18 protein-coding genes are annotated in these 18,169 nt (G+C 57.9%); 5 read left to right on the top strand and 13 right to left on the bottom strand.

Annotated elements, in window-relative coordinates:
* Positions 1–2: 2 nt before the first annotated feature.
* From CFI10_RS18145 to lptM, 6 genes are read right to left on the bottom strand one after another with little or no spacing between them, the layout of a single operon-like run.
* On the bottom strand, positions 3–737 hold the full coding sequence (locus tag CFI10_RS18145) for an HAD family hydrolase (RefSeq protein WP_206837349.1): 735 nt from the start codon (positions 735–737) through the stop codon (positions 3–5).
* On the bottom strand, positions 730–1,641 hold the full coding sequence (gene xerC, locus CFI10_RS18150) for a tyrosine recombinase XerC (RefSeq protein WP_206837352.1): 912 nt from the start codon (positions 1,639–1,641) through the stop codon (positions 730–732). Before xerC ends, CFI10_RS18145 begins: the two co-directional genes overlap by 8 nt.
* A gap of 1 nt (position 1,642) precedes the next feature.
* Positions 1,643–2,341 (bottom strand): DUF484 family protein, encoded by a 699-nt coding sequence (locus tag CFI10_RS18155; protein ID WP_091825958.1) that lies wholly within the window; start codon positions 2,339–2,341, stop codon positions 1,643–1,645.
* Positions 2,338–3,168, bottom strand: coding sequence for a diaminopimelate epimerase (gene dapF, locus CFI10_RS18160; protein ID WP_206837355.1), 831 nt, complete (start codon positions 3,166–3,168; stop codon positions 2,338–2,340). Before dapF ends, CFI10_RS18155 begins: the two co-directional genes overlap by 4 nt.
* A 15-nt stretch (positions 3,169–3,183) precedes the next feature.
* The gene (lysA, locus tag CFI10_RS18165; RefSeq protein ID WP_206837356.1) at positions 3,184–4,437 is read right to left on the bottom strand and encodes a diaminopimelate decarboxylase; all 1,254 of its coding nucleotides are present in this window, start codon (positions 4,435–4,437) and stop codon (positions 3,184–3,186) included.
* Positions 4,430–4,564: an LPS translocon maturation chaperone LptM gene (gene lptM / locus CFI10_RS18170; RefSeq protein WP_206842283.1), complete on the bottom strand. Its 135-nt coding sequence runs from the start codon at positions 4,562–4,564 to the stop codon at positions 4,430–4,432. Before lptM ends, lysA begins: the two co-directional genes overlap by 8 nt.
* A 139-nt stretch (positions 4,565–4,703) precedes the next feature.
* On the opposite strand from lptM, the gene cyaY reads away from it, so the two are divergent.
* A complete protein-coding gene (cyaY, locus tag CFI10_RS18175) occupies positions 4,704–5,024 on the top strand; it encodes an iron donor protein CyaY (protein WP_206837359.1) in 321 nt (106 codons plus the stop codon).
* An 86-nt stretch (positions 5,025–5,110) separates the two neighbouring features.
* Here the strand turns inward: cyaY and waaA are convergent, their stop codons facing one another.
* Positions 5,111–6,376 (bottom strand): lipid IV(A) 3-deoxy-D-manno-octulosonic acid transferase, encoded by a 1,266-nt coding sequence (waaA, locus tag CFI10_RS18180; RefSeq protein ID WP_206837361.1) that lies wholly within the window; start codon positions 6,374–6,376, stop codon positions 5,111–5,113.
* A gap of 126 nt (positions 6,377–6,502) precedes the next feature.
* Between waaA and CFI10_RS18185 the strand changes: the two genes are divergently transcribed.
* The 3 genes from CFI10_RS18185 to CFI10_RS18195 are packed head-to-tail and all read left to right on the top strand — an operon-like array spanning position 6,503 to position 8,656.
* A complete protein-coding gene (locus CFI10_RS18185; protein ID WP_091825975.1) occupies positions 6,503–7,510 on the top strand; it encodes a glycosyltransferase family 2 protein in 1,008 nt (335 codons plus the stop codon).
* Positions 7,500–7,871: a GtrA family protein gene (locus tag CFI10_RS18190; protein ID WP_091825977.1), complete on the top strand. Its 372-nt coding sequence runs from the start codon at positions 7,500–7,502 to the stop codon at positions 7,869–7,871. The genes CFI10_RS18185 and CFI10_RS18190 overlap by 11 nt, the downstream gene beginning before the upstream one ends.
* Positions 7,868–8,656, top strand: coding sequence for a ChbG/HpnK family deacetylase (locus CFI10_RS18195; RefSeq protein WP_206837365.1), 789 nt, complete (start codon positions 7,868–7,870; stop codon positions 8,654–8,656). Before CFI10_RS18190 ends, CFI10_RS18195 begins: the two co-directional genes overlap by 4 nt.
* 25 nt (positions 8,657–8,681) lie before the next feature.
* Here the strand turns inward: CFI10_RS18195 and CFI10_RS18200 are convergent, their stop codons facing one another.
* Genes CFI10_RS18200 through CFI10_RS18215 form a run of 4 tightly spaced genes read right to left on the bottom strand, consistent with a single transcriptional unit; the run spans position 8,682 to position 14,120 of the window.
* Positions 8,682–10,151, bottom strand: a complete 1,470-nt coding sequence (locus CFI10_RS18200) for a glycosyltransferase family 39 protein (protein WP_206837368.1) — start codon at positions 10,149–10,151, stop codon at positions 8,682–8,684.
* A 5-nt stretch (positions 10,152–10,156) separates the two neighbouring features.
* Complete coding sequence (msbA, locus tag CFI10_RS18205; RefSeq protein ID WP_206837371.1) at positions 10,157–11,929, bottom strand: lipid A export permease/ATP-binding protein MsbA; 1,773 nt, start codon at positions 11,927–11,929, stop codon at positions 10,157–10,159.
* Positions 11,919–12,941: an NAD-dependent epimerase gene (locus tag CFI10_RS18210; RefSeq protein WP_206837373.1), complete on the bottom strand. Its 1,023-nt coding sequence runs from the start codon at positions 12,939–12,941 to the stop codon at positions 11,919–11,921. Before CFI10_RS18210 ends, msbA begins: the two co-directional genes overlap by 11 nt.
* A 9-nt stretch (positions 12,942–12,950) precedes the next feature.
* Positions 12,951–14,120: a nucleotide sugar dehydrogenase gene (locus CFI10_RS18215; protein WP_206837376.1), complete on the bottom strand. Its 1,170-nt coding sequence runs from the start codon at positions 14,118–14,120 to the stop codon at positions 12,951–12,953.
* A 181-nt stretch (positions 14,121–14,301) separates the two neighbouring features.
* Here CFI10_RS18215 and lpxL point away from each other — a divergent pair, with 181 nt between their 5' ends.
* Positions 14,302–15,198: an LpxL/LpxP family Kdo(2)-lipid IV(A) lauroyl/palmitoleoyl acyltransferase gene (gene lpxL / locus CFI10_RS18220; protein ID WP_206837379.1), complete on the top strand. Its 897-nt coding sequence runs from the start codon at positions 14,302–14,304 to the stop codon at positions 15,196–15,198.
* Here lpxL and asnB read toward each other — a convergent pair whose 3' ends face one another.
* Complete coding sequence (asnB, locus tag CFI10_RS18225) at positions 15,199–17,046, bottom strand: asparagine synthase (glutamine-hydrolyzing) (RefSeq protein WP_206837382.1); 1,848 nt, start codon at positions 17,044–17,046, stop codon at positions 15,199–15,201.
* The gene (locus CFI10_RS18230; protein ID WP_206837385.1) at positions 17,046–18,122 is read right to left on the bottom strand and encodes a glycosyltransferase; all 1,077 of its coding nucleotides are present in this window, start codon (positions 18,120–18,122) and stop codon (positions 17,046–17,048) included. The genes asnB and CFI10_RS18230 overlap by 1 nt, the downstream gene beginning before the upstream one ends.
* Between the last annotated feature and the right edge of the window lie 47 nt (positions 18,123–18,169).

Consider the following 18,169-nt stretch of genomic DNA (forward strand, 5'->3'; position numbering starts at 1 on the left):
TTTCAGAGCGTCACTCGGCTCTCGCCCTGTGACGCAAGCCGCTGCACCTCAAAGGGAATCTTCGACAGACAGCTGACACACGCATCCGCACGAGCCGGCTGTGGCCAGTTTTGCCCTGGCAGATTCACCCAAATTGTCCACATGCCTACCTGCCGAGCCGCCTGCACATCATTGATCGGGTGATCACCCACATGTACCACCTGCTCCGGCCGCAACCCGGTATGTTCCAGCGCTTTATCGAACATGCCTGGGTGCGGCTTGGCCGAACCGACCCCATCGGCGTTGTACTGGAAATCAAACAAACTGCCGATCAGTGTCTGACCTACATCGGCATTACCGTTGCTCAGCGCACCGATCACATAACCATCCCTGCGCAGTTGTTCCAGCATCGCCTGGGCGTGCTCAAACAGTTCAACCTGATGGCGGGCACGGATAAACACATCAAAGGCCGCTGCCGCCACCTGCCGAGCCTGATCATCAGAATAACCGGCACTCAGGCACCCCTGTTCCAGCAGGCGCAGGCGCACCTGAGTCATGCTGTGCGCAATATCCGGCTCCTGCTGCAGCAATCGCTGACGCATGGCCGAACCTTCGGCCAGATCGGCCAGCACATGGTTTTGAGTAAACAGCGGCGCATTCTGTTCCAGCCAATCCCAGAGCTCACGGTTTGCCTGATGGATCACCGGGTCGACCGCCCAGAGGGTATCGTCCAGGTCGAAGGTTACGCACTTAATCATCCGTTTTCTGCCTTGCCCGCGGGTGGGCCTGTTCGTAGACCTCCATCAGATGCTGGAAGTCGAGATGAGTGTAGATCTGGGTGGTGCTGATATTGGCATGCCCGAGCAGCTCCTGCACCGCACGCAGGTCACCGCTGGATTCCAGCAGGTGACTGGCAAAACTGTGACGCAGACGGTGCGGATAGACCCGCCCCTGCGTGCCCTGTTGTTCACCGCGCTTGCGCAGGCGTTGCTCTACCGCACGTGTAGTCAAGCGCTTGCCTCGCTGGCCTGTAAACAGTGCCGTTTCATCCGGCGCGGCCAGCCCCTGCCTCACCCCCAGCCATTGGCGTATCGCCTGTACCGCCAATCGACCAATCGGAAGCTGGCGCATCTTGTTACCCTTGCCCGTTACCACAAGGCTGGCATCAGCCAAATCGATATCGCGCATGTTCAGGCTAACCAGTTCAGATACACGCAAGCCGGACGAATAGATCAATTCCATCATGGCTCGATCGCGAATATCCAGCGGTTCGTCCCCTTCCACCTCCAGCAGTGCCGATACCTGTTCGGTATCCAGTGTCTGCGGCAGACGACGTCCTGCCCGAGGGGCCTGCACAGCCAGTGCCGGATTACTCTGTACCCAACCTTCACGCGCCAGAAAACGGTAGAAGCTGCGGGTTGCCGACAGCAGTCGCTGCAGGCTGCGGCCTGACAGGCCCTGACCATGCAATCCTGCAATGGCGCGGCGCAGCACCGACTCGGTCAGCTGGTCCCAGCACTCGTGGTGGGTGCGGCTCAGCTCGGCATGGAGGGTTTCAAGGTCGCGACGGTAATTCTTGAGGGTGTGCGGGGAGAGCTGACGCTCCACCCGCAGGTAGTGCAGAAAGGTATCGGGCCAGTCATGTACGCCCGGAGCCGCCATGTCAGCCCCGCTGTTCCTGAAGAATGCGAAAGATGATGCGGCTGAGGACCTCCCCCACATAACTCAGAAACAGGGTACCCTGACTGCTCTGGAAGTAATTGGGATCATAACTTCCGATCGCCAGCAGGCCGAGGGTATCACCCTTAACCAGCGGTACCACTGCCGCAGACTGTACCTTGACCGCGCGGTCCTGAAACAGGAAACGGTTCATCGCCTCCGACAGCTGACCGCAGCTGGGCAGATTGGTCTCGATCAGCGGCTGCACCAGCGAGTCTTCGGCTCGTGCCAGGGTACGGATGCTGTTGCTCTCCAGCGAACGCTCACTGAACAGCAGCAGTGCGGTTTCATCACCATAGAAATCGTGGCACAGACTCTCTTCAACCGCCACAGCCACATCATCCAGGGTCCAGGCCTCCAGCAGCGCCAGCACCATGCGCTTGGTCTTCTCGAACTGCACATCGTTGTGACGTGCAGCATCGATCATATCGGCAAGATGACCGTGCAACAGCTGGTTGCGCTCACGCAGCAACGAGGTCTGGCGTTCCACCAGAGACACCGTCGTCCCACGCTGATGCGGGACATAGAGCTTTTCCAGCAGCCAGGTGTGTTCGGTAAAGAAATCCGGATGACTCGCCAGATAGTCAGCGACCTGTTCGGCGCTCAGCGTGGGTGCCTCCAGCACATTGCTTGCATCATTCATAAGTAGATCTGTCCTTCGTAAACGGTTGCTGCCGGGCCGGTCATGCGCAATGACGAGCCTTCACCCGGCCAGCGGATGCGAAGCTCACCACCAGGCAGGTGTACCAATACCTCTTCATCGAGCAGCCCACGCAAACGCCCAGCCACCACAGCGGCACAGGCCCCCGTACCACAGGCCAATGTTTCCCCGGCGCCACGCTCATACACGCGCAGGCGAATCTCGCCCCGATTGATCACCTGCATGAAACCGATATTGGCCTTTTTCGGGAACCGCGGATGGGCTTCAAGTGCCGGCCCCAGCGTTTCCACCGCCGCCGTATCCACATCATCCACCAACAGCACACCATGGGGGTTCCCCATGGAGACAACGCTCAATTCAATCGTCTCGCCATCAACCCCAACTGGATAGACAACCGCCTGCTGCTCGGCGCTGAACGGCACCTCGGCGGGACGCAGCTCGGGTACACCCATGTCCACATCCACCTGACGGTCAGGCAGCAGATACAGAATGGCCTGACCGCGAGCCGTCTCCACATGGATTTCGTCCTTCACGGTGAGCCGACGCTCGCGCACGAAACGACCGAAACAACGAGCGCCATTACCGCAGTGTTCCACCTCGGAACCGTCTGCATTGTAAATGCGGTAACGGAAGTCCATGTCCGGTCGGCTTGGCGGCTCCACCAGCAGCAGCTGATCGAAGCCGATGCCGGTATGGCGATCGGCGAGTTTGCGCACGATTTTGGGTGTCAGACGAACCCGCTGTGACAGCGCATCGATCACCATGAAATCGTTACCCAAGCCGTGCATTTTGGTAAAGCGAACCAGCATGATGCTTAGACTCCGTCAGGCTTCAGGCAACAGCTGTTCGCCGCGCATCAGATCATTAAGCGTTTCGCGCGCACGGACCAGGCAGGCCTGATTGTCATCCACCATCACCTCCGCCGGGCGCGGGCGCGTATTGTAGTTGGACGCCATCACAAAACCGTAGGCGCCCGCGGAACATACCGCCAAAAGATCACCTGGCTGCAGGTTCAGCTGACGATCCTTGCCGAGGAAGTCACCGGTTTCACACACGGGGCCCACCAGATCCCAGTGCTTGCTTTCGCCCTCTTCACGCAGCTCGACCGGAATGATCTCTTGATAGGCACCGTACAGAGACGGGCGGATCAGGTCATTCATGGCACCATCAATGATGGCAAAATTCTTGTCACCGGTCTGCTTGAGGAATTCGACCCTTGTCAGCATGACACCGGCATTGGCAGCGATGGAACGACCCGGCTCGAAGATCAGTTTGTAATCACGCCCTGCAAGCTTTTGCAGTATTGCAGCAATGTATTCACCCGGTGCCGGCGGTGTTTCATTGGTATAGCAAACCCCAAGCCCGCCCCCAAGATCCAGATGGTGGATATGAATTCCTTCCTTCGCCAATGTATCCAGCAGCGCCAACAGGCGATCGATGGCATCAAGGAAGGGGCTGACGTCGGTCAGCTGGCTGCCGATGTGGCAATCCATACCCACCACGTCCACATGCTCCAGCGCTGCAGCGCGGCGATAGACATCAGCGGCCGTATCGATATCGATGCCAAACTTGTTCTCTTTCAGGCCTGTCGATATGTAGGGATGTGTGCCCGCATCCACATCCGGATTGACGCGGAAGGAGACCGGAGCCTTGACGCCCATCTCCCCGGCCACCGCATTGACCCGATCCAGCTCGGCATCGGATTCGATGTTGAAGCAGAGAATACCGACCTCAAGCGCACGACGAATCTCGGCGGGCTGCTTGCCGACACCGGAGAACACCACCTTGCGCGGATCGCCACCGGCACGCAGTACGCGCTCCAGCTCGCCGGCAGAGACGATATCGAAACCGGCCCCCAGGCGCGCCAGTACGTTCAGCACCGCCAGGTTGGAGTTGGCCTTGACGGCGTAGCACACCAACGCATCACGCCCCTCAAGTGCCTGGGCGTAATCCAGATAGGCCCGCTCCAACGCATCGCGGGAGTAGACGTAGGTGGGGGTGCCGAACTCTTCAGCGATGCGGCTCAGAGCCACTTCTTCGGCATGCAGGCGGCCGTTGCGGTATTCAAAGTTATCCATGGACACTCTCGTTGTGACTGATGTGGTGAGCCGCCGTCTCGTCCGGCAGATAGAGCGGGCCCTTCTGACCACATCCCGACAGCAGCAGAGCGCCCAGCAGGAGTGCGGGCCAGCAGCGTTTCAGCATCATCAATCCCTTTTTAATCGGTTGACCACCCACTAGGGGCAGTGTTTAACCGACAATTATACCCTTAGCCACGGGGGCTGAGTACCGCTGCAGGCTGAGTTATACTCATCGCCCATACACACCTGCAGAGAGTGACCCAATGACCGAATCCGAATTCATGAGCCGAGTGGATGCAACACTGGAACGGATCGAAGAGATCCTGGACGACGCCGAGAGCGATCTGGATTATGAAAGCCAGGGCGGCATGATGACGGTGAAATGCGAAAACGGCAGCCAGATCATCTTTACCCGCCAGCCACCGGTGAAACAGCTCTGGGTTGCCACCCGCAATGGCGGCTTCCATTTTGATCATGATGGCGAACAGTGGCTGCGTGATACCGATGGCGCCAGCCTGACCGAAGTGCTGACAGCCGCCTTTGCCGAACAGGCAGGTGAAAGCTTCGATTTTCAGGGCATCTGATTTTCAGTGAAATTTGATTCAGTTGAGGGGCGGGACGGGGCGAACCCGGCACCAGCGCCCCACCCGATTCAACGGGTCACTGCCCTTCAGCCCTGAGTGAGCAGGCGTGATACCGCCTGCTCCAGCCGATCCAGCGCGCCTCGATTGGCGGCGACAAAGACCGCCGCCTGCTGCCCTGCGTCACGCCGCTGGTCCGCGTCTTTAAGCCAGACTGACAGCTGCGCCTTCAACCCAGTCGCATCGGTGACCCTCACCAGTCCACCCGCTTCCTTCAGCGCATCGGTAATGCTCTGGAAGTTGAAACAGTCCGGTCCCATCACCACCGGCAGCCCCAGTGCCGCCGGCTCCAGCGGATTATGCCCGCCGGTACCGCTGAAGCTGCCGCCGACGAAGGCGATATCCGCCACCGCGTAGAACAGCATCAGCTCGCCCATGCTGTCGCCCAGATACAATTCGGTATGTTCGTCCGGCTGCTCGCCGCGACTGCGCCGCACCAGCCTGTCGCTGTAGCCACAGCATAATTCCGCCACGGCATCGAAGCGTTCCGGGTGACGAGGCACCAGGATCAGCGCCAGCTCGGGATGCACCGCCTTGAGTTGCTGCCAGGCCTGCAGCAGAATCTCGTCCTCGCCCTGATGGGTACTGGCGGCGATCAGCACCGGGCGCTCAAGGCCCAGCTGTTCCCGCAACGTGCGCCCCGACGCAACTTGCCCGGCGTCAGGCTCGAGATCGAACTTGATACTGCCGGTCACATCGACTCGTTCAGGTGGCATGCCCAGCGCAACAAAACGATCCGCATCCGTCTGCCCCTGTGCGGCGATCAGGCTCAGCTGCTGCAGCATCGGTTTTGCCAGAGCTGAAAAGCGCTGATAGCCACGCGCCGAGCGCGCCGACAGTCGCGCATTGGCCAGCAGCACCGACACACCGGCGCGGGCACATTGGTTGACCAGATTGGGCCAGAGTTCGGTTTCAACAATGATGCACAGCTCGGGATGAGTTCGACGCAAAAAAGCCCGCAGCGCCAGCGGCAGGTCCCAGGGACAGAAGCGCTGTTCAACTCGATCACCGAACAGCGTGCGCACCTGAGCCGCACCGGTGGGTGTCATATTGGTGATCAACAGCCGATGCTGTGGATAACGCGCCAGCAGGCGGTTCACCAGGGGCGCAATCGCCACCGTTTCACCCACTGATACGGCGTGGATCCAGATCACCGGCTGGCCGACGGCAGGCCCAAGCCCCAGCCGCTGACACCAGTTTTGTCGATACCCGGGTGCCTTGCGACCACGCCACCAGAGGCGCAGCAGCAGGATGGGCAGCAGCAGGTAGAACAGGAGAGTGTAGAGCTGTCGCATGGGCGCCGATACATGGTTGAATAAAGCCTGCAGTGTAACACTGCCGGAGCATACAGCCGAACGCTGGAACAGCCGGCGCATATCGGGGACAATGCAGGCAACTGCCACCGTTCAGCGGATCTGAATATGGATAACACTCAACATCTGCCCGAGGCCGACTCTCGGCCGAAGCGACCAAGTCTGACCTGCATACTGCCGGCCTTCAATGAGGCGGAAAACCTGCGTCACTTGATCCCGGAGTTGAGCCAGTACCTGCAGAAATTCTCCGATGAGATTGAGCTGCTGGTGGTCGACGATGGCAGTCAGGATGATACTGCTGCCCTGGTCAGTGCCCTGACCCATGAATATCCCGTCACGCTGCTGCAGCTGTCACGCAATTTCGGCAAGGAGGCAGCGCTCAGTGCAGGGATCGACCATGCCGATGGTGACGTTGTTCTGCTTATGGACTCCGATGGTCAGCATCCGCTTGCCGTGGTCGATCAGTTCTTTCATCACTGGCACCAGGGCTGGGAGATGGTCTATGGCGTGCGTGAAGACCGCTCGGACGAGTCCCATGCCAAACGTCATCTGACCAATCTGTTTTACAAAATCCTCAGCCGCAGTGCCGAGATCGACATCCACCCGGATGCCGGTGATTTTCGCCTGCTCGATCGCAAGGTGGTGCAGGCGTTGCGCCAACTGCCCGAGCGCTCGCGCATGATGAAGGGGTTGTATGCCTGGGTCGGCTTTCCCAGCAAGGCGGTGACCTTTCAAGTCGCACCGCGCATGGGTGGCAGCACCAACTTCCGCCTGCGTCACTTGTCGTCCCTGGCCCTGACCGGCTTCACCAGCTTCAGCAGTGCGCCGCTGCGCATCTGGATGTTGATCGGAGCCGGGGTCTCGGTGCTGTCAGTCTTGTATGCGTTCATTATCGTGCTGCGCACACTGATTTTCGGTTCAGACGTACCCGGCTGGCCCACCATCGCGGCAGGAATCGCTTTTCTTGGCGGTATTCAGCTGTTTTCGGTGGGGATTCTGGGCGAGTACATTGCCCGCATCTTCTCTGAAGTGAAGGCGCGTCCGCTGTATCTGGTTGGGCGTCAGGTTTCCTTCCGCGACCGTGCCGAAACTCGGGATAACAGCGATGACGCGTGAAGCCCTGAGTTTTATCGCGGTCGGGGTCAGTGCCCTGCTGGTACACTGGTTGGTAGTAATTGCATTGGTCCCTCTGGCCGGCCTGCACCCGCTGATCGCCAACGTGATCGCCTTTCTGGTGGCATTCAATGTCAGCTACTTTGGCCATCGCCACCTGACCTTTCGCGCAAGTGACCGCTCACACCGACAGACACTGCCGCGCTTTGCGGCTGTCGCGGCCAGCAGCTTTCTGGTGAATGAGGCGATGTACTGGGCGCTGCTGACTCTCACCCCAATGCGCTACGATATCGCCATGCTGCTGGTACTGGGTACGGTGGCCGTGCTGACCTATCTGCTGGGCAAGTTCTGGGCGTTCGCATGACTCGATCACTTGTGCTGTGTGCCGATGATTTCGGCCTGGCTGACGGCATCAATCGCGCCATCCTAGAGCTGATCGACCTTGGTCGCCTGTCGGCCACCAGCTGCATGACCACCATGCCGGCCTGGACAGAAGGCGCCGCTGCCGCTTTGATTGCACGACATGACCGCGCCGCGCTGGGCCTGCACTTCAATCTGACCGAAGGCGATAATCCCATCCCCCTGGGTAAGCTGATGCAGCAGAGCCTGCTGGGACAGCTGGATACCGACAGGGTACATCAGGCGCTGAACCAACAGCTGGATCGTTTCGAGGCCCTGACCGGACGGCCACCGGACTTTGTCGACGGCCACCAGCACATTCAGATGTTTCCGGGCATTCGCAATATTGTGCTGCAGACCCTGCAGCAGCGTTATCAGCGGCAACGCCCCTGGATAAGAGTATCCAATCCGCCCATTGGCGGCCATGACGCGGGTTTCAAGGCGTTGGTGCTGCGACTGATGGGACTGGGGTTTGAGCGGCAGCGACGACAGCACGCCGTTGCCGGCAATCGAAGTTTCGCCGGCATGTACTCGCTGCAACCAGATGTCGGTTTTGAACGCATGCTGCAACACTGGCTGAAAACGCTACCCGAAGGTGCGTTGATCATGTGCCACCCGGGGCACACCGATGGCCAATCCGGACTGGCCCGTGCACGGCAACAGGAATACAACTGGCTCGCCGGTGATGCCTTCGGCGCCGCCCTGGAACAGAGTCAGCGCTCACTTACGGTAAAACCTGCACTGGATTGAGCCGTTGTTTACTGGCTGGAAACGTCTATCGGCTGCAATCGGCCTCAGGCAACCAAAGTCTCCAGCTGATCGACAGTGGCGCCCGGTCAGGCAAACGAGGCCAAGGCAGACTGAATTTACCCTCGGCATCCCATTGCCCCGCTTCCGGCAGCGCTGACTGCCAGCGGCTGTCTTTCGTTTCCCAGATCAGCAACCCGCCCTGCCGTTGTACGCGTGCCAGATCCGCCCAGGGCGCAAGTGCCAGATCCGCATCCGGAATGGCCGAGGCACGCGGGCTCAGATTGATCGCCACTGTCTCTGCCAGCCAGTAATCACCGGCCACCAGCTGCAACGGACAGTCGGTATGCTGCTGCCAGTGTTGCTGCAGGGTGTTGGCCAATGCCTGATCCGGCCAACCGGTGCGAGACGGCTTGTCACGGATCTGATCCTTGAAGCCCACAAAGAGCAGCATCAATACGCTCAGCAGCAACAGGAAAATGGCAAATGCCCACAGCAGGCGCTTCCAGCGCTCTCGCAGCACCTCCAGCGGAATTATCGATGCCAGTATCAAGCCGGACAGGTTCCACATGGGCGCGCCCCACATGTCACGGGTGCCAGCCCCTGTGATCATGGCCCCCAGCGCCGTCAGCAGTGCCGGCATCAGCCCGATCCAGAACAGAAAGGCGGCGCCTTCAACGGGACGCTGCCAGCAACTCCGGCGCCAGAAGCCCGCCATCAACAGCAACAGCAGCAACGGCAGATGGTCTACAAGCTGTACCAGCAGGAACTTCAGCGGCCCCAGCCAGCGGGATTCGGTAGCAGACGCTGCAGCCGAGCGTGCCGCGGCATAGCTGAACGGCAGAAAATCATGCGCCACCAGCCAGAGCAGGTGCGGCAAAAAAACCAGCCACATTACCAGCACACCGAGCCAGAGCTGCGGCTTCAGCAGCTTCTTCCTCAGCGGTGGATGTACAACCAGCCACAGGAACATGGGCGCCAGCAGCATGATGTAGGAATACTTGGTGAGCAGTCCAAGCCCGGACACCAACCCGAGCAGCAGCCAGTTCAGCCAGCGATCCTGGCTGATGGCGCGGTGAAAAAACAACACTGCCGCCGCCCAGATCGGCATCTGTGCCACATTGTGGTTGAATTCGATGGTGGGCCAGGTAAAGAAATACACGCCCAGCAGCGCCAACACGCCAAAGGCCGCACGTTCCCGATCCAGGGTGCGGCAGCCAAGATGCCAGACACAGAGCAGAGTCAGGCCGATGCACAGCTGACTCAGCAGGAAGGGACCAACATCACCCAGGGCGCGCTCAAACAGGTACAGAATCCAGGCCGGAAGCGGCGGATGCTTGTAATAGCCCCACTGCCACTCCTGCCCCCAGTAGACACCCTCCACCACATCGAGCGGCAGACTCTCAACCAGCAAACCCGGCAGCAGTGCCCAGCTGATCAACTGCAGTGCAAGCAGCCACAGCAGCCCGCGGTAACAGATCGACCGCGCGGTTTTCATGCCTGCTACTCCGTATCGGTCTGCAGAATATGGAACTTGGAATAGGCCCCCTGCTGCTCCAGCAGTTCGGAGTGAGAACCCTGTTCAATGATGCGACCGTCCTCCATCACCACGATGATGTCGGCTTTTTCAATGGTGGACAGGCGGTGTGCTATCACCAGCGTGGTTCGACCACGCATCACCTCTTCCAGTGCATCCTGAATGTGCCGCTCAGACTCACTGTCCAGCGCCGATGTCGCCTCATCCAGGATCAAAATCGGGGCATCCTTCAAAATGGCGCGGGCGATGGCGATGCGCTGACGTTGACCGCCGGAGAGCAACACACCATTTTCACCCACTCGGGTATGAATTCCCTGCGGCAGACGTTCGACAAACTCGGTTACGTGAGCAGCTTCTGCCGCCGCCAGAATGGCGGTCTCACTGGCACCGGCCATGGCGCCATAGGCAATATTTTCGGCGATAGTGCCGTTGAACAGCACCACATTCTGGTTCACCAGTGATATCTGGCTACGCAGGCTATCCAGCGTAAACGATTCCAGTGGCTCGCCATTGACCAGCAACTCACCCGTCCAGCCATCATTGAAACGTGGCAACAGGCTGGCCATCGTGGTCTTGCCGCTGCCGGAACGCCCCACCAGAGCAACACTTTTCCCCTGCGGCAGGCTCAGGCAAATATCCTGCAGCACCTCCTTGTCCGTGCCGGGATAGGCAAAATGCAGGTGGCGGAATTCGATATCCCCGATCCGCTCCAGCGTGCGGCTGCCACTATCCTGTTCAACCGGCTCATCCAGCACTTCAAACAGACTTTCTGCTGCGGCGATCCCCTTCTGCACGATAGACGTGATATCGGTAAGCAGGCGCAGCGGTTTGGTGATCATGCCGGCTGCGGTCAGAAACGCTACAAAGCCACCGGTGCTCATGCTGCCCATCACATCCGGGTGCATCGCCAGAAACAGCAGCGCCGACAATGCCAGCGCGACCAGCAACTGAATGATCGGAGTATTGAGCGACTGGGTCACCACCAGCTTCATGAACTGACGCTTGTTGTGCAGGCTGGCCTGCTCAAAGCGCCCCCGCTCGGCTTCGGCACCACCAAAGATGCGCACCACCTGATAGCCCTTGATCGATTCGGAGGCCGACTCGGTGATATCACCCACCGATTTCTGAATGCGGCGGCTTAACTTGCGCATCCGCTTGGCAGCCATGGATACCACTAATCCGATCAATGGCCCGGCGGCAATGAATATCAGGGTCAACTTCCAGTTGAGGTAAAACATGTAGCCCAAAAGCCCCGCAACCGTAAGGCCTTCACGGAACAGAACCTTGATTGCATTGGTTACGGCCTCGGTTACCTGCTCGACGTTGTAGGTCAGTTTTGCCAACAGCTCGCCACTGGATTTGTGGCTGTAGTAATGAGAAGGCAGCAACAACAGGCGTTCGAAAACCTGGGTACGCAGGCGATGGATCACCTCCCGTCCTACATAAGCGATGCTGTAGTTGCCAATAAAGGCCCCCAAGCCTCGCAGAATGAAAATCCCCATCACGGCAGCGGCCAGAAACCAGCGCTGGTCATAGTCATTGCGCTGTACTGTATCGACCACCATTTCAAGCCATTTGGCTGAGAGCGCCTGGCCTGCACCATAGATGGCAAAACCGATAAAGCTGACCAAAAATATCAGCCAAAGCGGACGCACATAGACCAGCAAGCGTTTGTACGTTTGCCAGGCGCTGTCTACTTCCGGATGACTTTCACTTTTCAAGGTCTGGTCAGACTGCATAGTACTCCCGATACCACTGCACAAATCGATTCACCCCCTCGTCAACAGACGTGGCCGGCTTGTAACCAACACTCTGCTGCAACGCACTGCTGTCGGCGAAGGTATCAGGCACATCACCCGGCTGAAGTGGCAACATTTCCTTGCGCGCTTTCTTGCCGGTGGCCGTTTCAATTGCAGCGATAAAATCACCCAGCTTGACCGCATCACTGTTGCCGATGTTGTAAAGCCTGAAGGGTGCCTTGCTGGTGGCCGGATCAGGATGATCGCTGTCCCAGTCCGGGTTTGAACGGGCCGGTTGATCACTGGCGCGAACCACACCTTCAACGATGTCATCGATATAGGTGAAATCACGCGAGTGATTGCCGTTATTGAACACCTTGATCGGCTCGCCGGCCAGAATACGGCTGGTAAACAGATGAGGCGCCATATCAGGGCGACCCCAGGGGCCATATACCGTAAAAAAGCGCAGCCCCGTGGTGGGCAGGCCAAACAGGTGACTGTAACTGTGCGCCATCAACTCATTGGAGCGCTTGGTAGCCGCATAGAACTGTACCGGATGGTTGACGCCGTCATGTTCACTGAAAGGCATGTGGGTATTTGCACCATAGACACTGCTGGTGCTGGCATAGGTCAGATGCCCGACCTGATGCTGTCGGCACGCCTCCAGTACGTTTACAAAACCGACCAGATTGCTTTCCACATAGGCATGAGGATTTTCAATTGAGTAGCGCACACCCGCCTGAGCGGCCAGGTGAATGACTCGGTCAAACCGGTGTTCGGCAAAACAGGATTCAACCGCATCACGATCTGCAAGATTGGCGCGGATAAACTGGTAGGTTGAGCCGGTATCTGCTGCCGTCTGCTCCAGACAGCTCAGGCGAGCCTCCTTCAGACCGGTGTCATAGTAGTCGTTGACGTTGTCAAAACCGACCACCTCATCACCACGCTGGAGCAGCTTCATCGCGGTATGGAAACCAATAAATCCGGCATTGCCGGTGACCAGTACTTTCATGATATCGCCTCAGGAGTCGCTGCCAAACAGATCTCGTGTGAAAACCTTTGCTTCACAATCCTGAATCTCGTCCGCCAGCCGATTGGCCAGAATTACATCACTGATCTGTTTGAACTCGTTCAGATCACGAATCACGCGGGAGTTGAAGAAATAGTCTTCATCCAACACAGGCTCATATACCACCACTTCAATTCCCTTGGCCTTGATCCGTTTCATCACGCCTTGTATGGCAGAGGCTCGGAAGTTGTCCGAGCCGGATTTCATCACCAAACGATAGACTCCCACCACTTTCGGGTTACGCGCAATCACGGAGTTGGCGATAAAGTCCTTGCGGGTGGTATTGGAATCCACGATGGCGCGAATCAGGTTGTTGGGTACCTGATCATAGTTGGCCAACAACTGCTTGGTATCTTTGGGCAGGCAGTAACCGCCGTAGCCAAAAGAAGGATTGTTATAGTGGTTACCAATACGTGGGTCGAGTCCAACACCTTCAATAATCTGGCGGGTACTCAGGCCATGCGACTGAGCGTAGCTGTCAAGCTCGTTGAAATAGGCAACACGCATCGCCAGATAGGTATTGGCAAACAGTTTGATCGCTTCGGCTTCAGTGGAGTCAGTGAACAGAACCGACACATCCTGCTTCAGCGCGCCTTGCCTGAGCAGGCTTGCAAAGCGCTCGGCTCTCTCGGACTGTTCGCCCACGACGATGCGTGAAGGATACAGGTTGTCATACAACGCCTTGCCTTCGCGCAGGAACTCCGGCGAGAAAATCAGGTTGTGTGTGCCCAGACGCTGTGCCAGCTCACGGGTATAGCCCACCGGCACCGTGGACTTGATCACCATCACCGCCTGTGGGTTTATCGCCAGTACATCCTGCACCACGGCCTCAACACTGCGGGTGTTGAAGTAGTTGGTCTGTGGGTCGTAATCGGTGGGCGTGGCAATGATGACAAACTCGGCACCGGCATACGCCTCGTGCTTGTCCAGTGTTGCACGCAATTGCAGCTTGCCGGAGGCCAGGTACTGGCTGATCTCGACATCCTCGATTGGCGACTCGCCTCGATTAAGCTGATCCACCTTATGACTCAGGATATCCAGCGCCACTACCTCGTTGTGCTGAGCCAGCAATACCGCATTGGAAAGCCCTACGTAGCCTGTGCCTGCAACTGCTATTTTCATCTATAACCTTTCAGCTATCGGGTCCGAAGATAAGTGGTGCATCATACCATGAGAAAATCGGGCAGGGATGTTACAGCCCGTATCGGTTTGCCGCTTGAGTGTCACCACTTTACAATCAGCCCTGTCATGACCTGCTGCAAGAGAGCCCGTGAGCCAACACACCGCACCTGACAACCGCTTTATGAGCCCTCGATTCTGGCCTGCCCGAATCGGTATCGGTCTTTTATGGCTACTTAATCGCCTGCCCTGGCGTTGGCAGATCCGTCTCGGTCGTATATTGGGACATATTCTTTTTTATCTGAGCCCGCGCCGACGCCATGTGACAGAGGTCAACATCCGCCTGTGCTTCCCGGAGTTGAAACCTGCGGAGCAAGCCAGAATGGTCCGTTCGGTGTTTGCCAACAACGGCATCGGACTGTTCGAGACCGCCATGGCCTGGTGGACACCACGGGAAAAGCTGAAGGGGCACTTTACACTCAAGGGGCAAGAGCATCTGGATGCTGCGCTCGCCAAGGGCAAGGGCGTTATTTTATTGGGCGCACATTTTTCGACCCTCGACCTGGGCGGACTTCTGTTTTCAGACTTTTATCCGGTCGATGCCATGTATCGCCGCCACAACAATCCATTGCTGGAACGGATTATCACCCGTTGCCGTCAGCGCTGCTTCGAGCTGGTGATTGAGCGCTCGGAAATTCGTAAGGTTTTAAAGGCTCTGCGCAACAATCACATTGTCTGGTACGCGCCTGATCAGGACTTTGGCAGCCACCAGTCGGTGTATGCACCTTTTTTCGGTGTTCCTGCGGCAACCATTACCGCAACCACACGCATGGTGAATCTGAACAACTCACCTATTTTGATGCTGGCACAGCACCGCCTGCCGGATGACTCGGGCTACGAACTGGAACTGTTCCCTGCAATTGACCCCTTCCCGACTGGTGATGAAGAGGCCGATGCAGCCCGGGTCAATGCCGAAATTGAACGCGCCATCCGCAAGGATCCAGCGCAGTACATGTGGGTGCACCGTCGCTTCAAAACGCACCCACAGGGCAAGAATTACCTGTATCGCAGGCAGCCATAGTCAGCTCTGCAGCCACTCCAGCGGGTCTACGGTTTCAGGCGGCCTGGCCCCCGCCTGTTCAACAAACAGGCGATACCAGATCGCCAGCTGAATCAGCGCAGCAACAGGTTCTACCAGTTTCCTGTCCAGTTGTGGCAGTTTGGCAAGCAGGCCCTGCAGCTCCTTTCTATCCAGTATCTCGGCCAACAACGGGGACCCCATAAGCGCCTGCTCAAGCCTGACAGGATCCAGTGATCTGACCCAGTCGGCAACCGGCACGGAAAATCCTTTCTTGCGTCCCTGCTCAACCTGAGGCAGGTGCGTCTGAAGCCATTTGCGCGGCAGATATTTACCGGTTCGCCCACGCTGTCGTGACGACTGCGGCAGCGACAGTCCGAACAAAACCAGTCGATGATCCAGAAAAGGCACCCTGCCTTCTACACCCTTGACCATCATCATCCGATCCGCCTTTACCAGCAGATCATCCACCAGCCAGGTCGCGATATCGGTCGCCTGCATGCGTGTCAAACGATCAAGGCCTGCAAACCGTTTCCAGTTCTGGATAAAGGGCACTCGCCAATGGCCAAACAGACTTGCCTGCTGTGAAGGCTTGATCAAACCCAGTGCCTGCGGCCGGTTAAACCGGCCTTTGGTTCTAAAACCACCACTGCCGGGAGTCTTCAGCTGAGCTAACCATCGCTGAAACATGGGCATGCGATAACGACCGTAACCGGCAAACACTTCATCGCCTCCTTCGCCGCTCAATACCACTTTGTGACTCTGCGAGGCTCTGTCAGCCAGTACCAGCGTTGGCAGCGACGCGAAGTCACCCATCAGCTCATCACTGGCCCAAATCGCATATACCAGTTGGTCAAACAGCCTGATCGGCTCTGATTTAACGTACTCAAGCTCAAGGCTACAGGCCTGGGCCACAGCACCGGCGGCCTCTGACTCGTCATGCACGGTTGTGCTGTTAAAGGCCAGACTCCAGGCTTTGGGCAGTTGTTTGCCAAAACTGCAACGACTGAGCTCTGTAGCCAATATTGATGAATCAACACCTCCGGACAGAAAGAGCCCCACCGGCACATCGGAGCGCAGATGCTTTTGCAGCACATCCTGCAGCAGCTCATCAAAGGTCTCCAGGGCAGCCTGCTCGTCACCCTTGAATACCGGCTGTTCTTTAAGCGACTGTTCCAGCGACCACCAGATGCCTGTCTCAATATTTCCATCCGGCAAAACCTTGAGAAACCCACCCGGTGGAATACGGTGAATCCCCTCGATCGCCGTTTCATCACCGGACGCAAAGTTGATCTGCAGGAATCGCCCTACCGCTTCCAGATTGGGCTGCGGCTTGTTCGGCAACACCCTGACCAACGCCTTGATTTCCGAAGCAAAAGCAATGCCGCCGGGCAATTCGCAGTAATAAAGCGGTTTGATACCGAAGCGGTCGCGTACCAGCAGCAGCTCACCGTTGCTGCGGTTATAAAGCGCAAAGGCAAACATGCCTTCCAGCTGATGGGCAAAGTCTGCGTCGGGGCCTGAGTCCGATGCAGACAGTGGCAAAATGGTTTCGCAGTCAGAGCCGGTATTGAATCTTTCACCCCGCCCCTGCAGCGACTGCCTCAGCTCCACATGGTTATAGATTTCCCCATTGGCGACCAGGACCCGCTGCCGGTCTTGTGAATACAGCGGCTGTTGTCCGTGTTCCAGATCGATAATTGAAAGTCGGGTATGGATGAGGGCGACACCCTGCTCGGCAAACATGCCTTGTCCATCGGGTCCGCGATGAGACAGCGCAGCCGCCATCCGAGCAGGAAGTTCAGCATCAATGTCACGCCCTGGCGTGTAGATGCCGGCTATTCCGCACATCAGCGATCCCCCGCCAAGAGCTGCTCATACAAGGCGTGATAGGCCGATACAATGGCCTCTTGGCCAAAACGCTGCTCCAACGTACAACGCCCGGCACTGATCATCGCGGCTTTCTGATCATCAGAAGCGGCCAGTACCTGCTGCATGGCGGCGGTCAGCGCCTCACAGGCATCGACCTCTGTCAGCACACCGTCAATGCCATCCGTCATCAGCTCCAACGCACCATCACTGCGAGTGGAAACAACGGGTACACCATGCGCCCACCCCTCAAGAATCACATTGCCCAGTGGCTCATGCCGTGAGGGGCAGACGAACAGGTCTGCCATGGCAAAAAAGGGAGCTGGATCCGACTGCCAGCCCAGAAAATGGATGCGGTTACTGGCCGTACTTTTGCTCGCCTGATCCTTGAGCTGATCGGCCAGAGGACCATCCCCCGCCAGCAGCAACTGCACACGACGCCCACCGATCTCTTCCGGCAAGGCCGAAAAGGCATCCAGCAGCGTGTCAAAAGCCTTGTTGGTATGCAGCCGCCCAAGAGCAAAGATCACCAAGTCATCTTTCAGGTTTAACCGCATCTTCCACTGCTGCAGTTGTTCAGCTTCAACCGGTTCAGGACGAGGAACAAAGTTACTGATGTAGTGTACGCGATCAGCAGGGTAACCATGCCTGATCAGGTAATCACAAATCCCCCGGGTATTGCCAACCAGTGCATGTACATGCCGATAGTGATCCGGATTGTAGAAGCCTCCGAGCCGGGCCACATGAACCGGCCCCTTGCCTGGGCGCAGATGAACCAGACGCGTCGCCCGTCCCATCCAGGTTTGGACTATGTCGGGCTGCTCACGCCGGATCAAGGCCCCCAGACTGAAACGCGACAGAGGGTCGAACACACTGCGCATGGCACTGGTCGCTACAGGCGCAGACAGGCTACTGAGCAGTTCACTTCCAGGCGGCACGATGGCGGTTGAACCCAAATCACTCGTCTGGTTAAACGCATGGTGAAGGCGAACAAAAAAGCTTTCGGCGCCACCCAGTTTCTTGCTGCCGATGATCTGAAGCGTTTGAATCCGGCTCACGGGAACTCCTGTCGTTGTGCGAAACTTGCCAGGCGAACCTGTTTGCC

Source organism: Marinobacterium iners, from assembly GCF_017310015.1.
Taxonomy (GTDB): domain Bacteria; phylum Pseudomonadota; class Gammaproteobacteria; order Pseudomonadales; family Balneatricaceae; genus Marinobacterium; species Marinobacterium iners.

What these genes read in the sequence shown, in the direction of transcription:
- waaA (WP_206837361.1), bottom strand. Translation starts at nt 6,376, where the DNA reads ATGCGACAGCTCTACACTCTCCTGTTCTACCTGCTGCTGCCCATCCTG.
- dapF (WP_206837355.1), bottom strand. Translation starts at nt 3,168, where the DNA reads ATGCTGGTTCGCTTTACCAAAATGCACGGCTTGGGTAACGATTTCATG.
- CFI10_RS18200 (WP_206837368.1), bottom strand. Translation starts at nt 10,151, where the DNA reads ATGAAAACCGCGCGGTCGATCTGTTACCGCGGGCTGCTGTGGCTGCTT.
- CFI10_RS18195 (WP_206837365.1), top strand. Translation starts at nt 7,868, where the DNA reads ATGACTCGATCACTTGTGCTGTGTGCCGATGATTTCGGCCTGGCTGAC.
- cyaY (WP_206837359.1), top strand. Translation starts at nt 4,704, where the DNA reads ATGACCGAATCCGAATTCATGAGCCGAGTGGATGCAACACTGGAACGG.
- lptM (WP_206842283.1), bottom strand. Translation starts at nt 4,564, where the DNA reads ATGCTGAAACGCTGCTGGCCCGCACTCCTGCTGGGCGCTCTGCTGCTG.
- lpxL (WP_206837379.1), top strand. Translation starts at nt 14,302, where the DNA reads ATGAGCCCTCGATTCTGGCCTGCCCGAATCGGTATCGGTCTTTTATGG.
- msbA (WP_206837371.1), bottom strand. Translation starts at nt 11,929, where the DNA reads ATGCAGTCTGACCAGACCTTGAAAAGTGAAAGTCATCCGGAAGTAGAC.
- CFI10_RS18215 (WP_206837376.1), bottom strand. Translation starts at nt 14,120, where the DNA reads ATGAAAATAGCAGTTGCAGGCACAGGCTACGTAGGGCTTTCCAATGCG.
- asnB (WP_206837382.1), bottom strand. Translation starts at nt 17,046, where the DNA reads ATGTGCGGAATAGCCGGCATCTACACGCCAGGGCGTGACATTGATGCT.
- CFI10_RS18155 (WP_091825958.1), bottom strand. Translation starts at nt 2,341, where the DNA reads ATGAATGATGCAAGCAATGTGCTGGAGGCACCCACGCTGAGCGCCGAA.
- CFI10_RS18210 (WP_206837373.1), bottom strand. Translation starts at nt 12,941, where the DNA reads ATGAAAGTACTGGTCACCGGCAATGCCGGATTTATTGGTTTCCATACC.
- CFI10_RS18145 (WP_206837349.1), bottom strand. Translation starts at nt 737, where the DNA reads ATGATTAAGTGCGTAACCTTCGACCTGGACGATACCCTCTGGGCGGTC.
- lysA (WP_206837356.1), bottom strand. Translation starts at nt 4,437, where the DNA reads ATGGATAACTTTGAATACCGCAACGGCCGCCTGCATGCCGAAGAAGTG.
- xerC (WP_206837352.1), bottom strand. Translation starts at nt 1,641, where the DNA reads ATGGCGGCTCCGGGCGTACATGACTGGCCCGATACCTTTCTGCACTAC.
- CFI10_RS18190 (WP_091825977.1), top strand. Translation starts at nt 7,500, where the DNA reads ATGACGCGTGAAGCCCTGAGTTTTATCGCGGTCGGGGTCAGTGCCCTG.
- CFI10_RS18185 (WP_091825975.1), top strand. Translation starts at nt 6,503, where the DNA reads ATGGATAACACTCAACATCTGCCCGAGGCCGACTCTCGGCCGAAGCGA.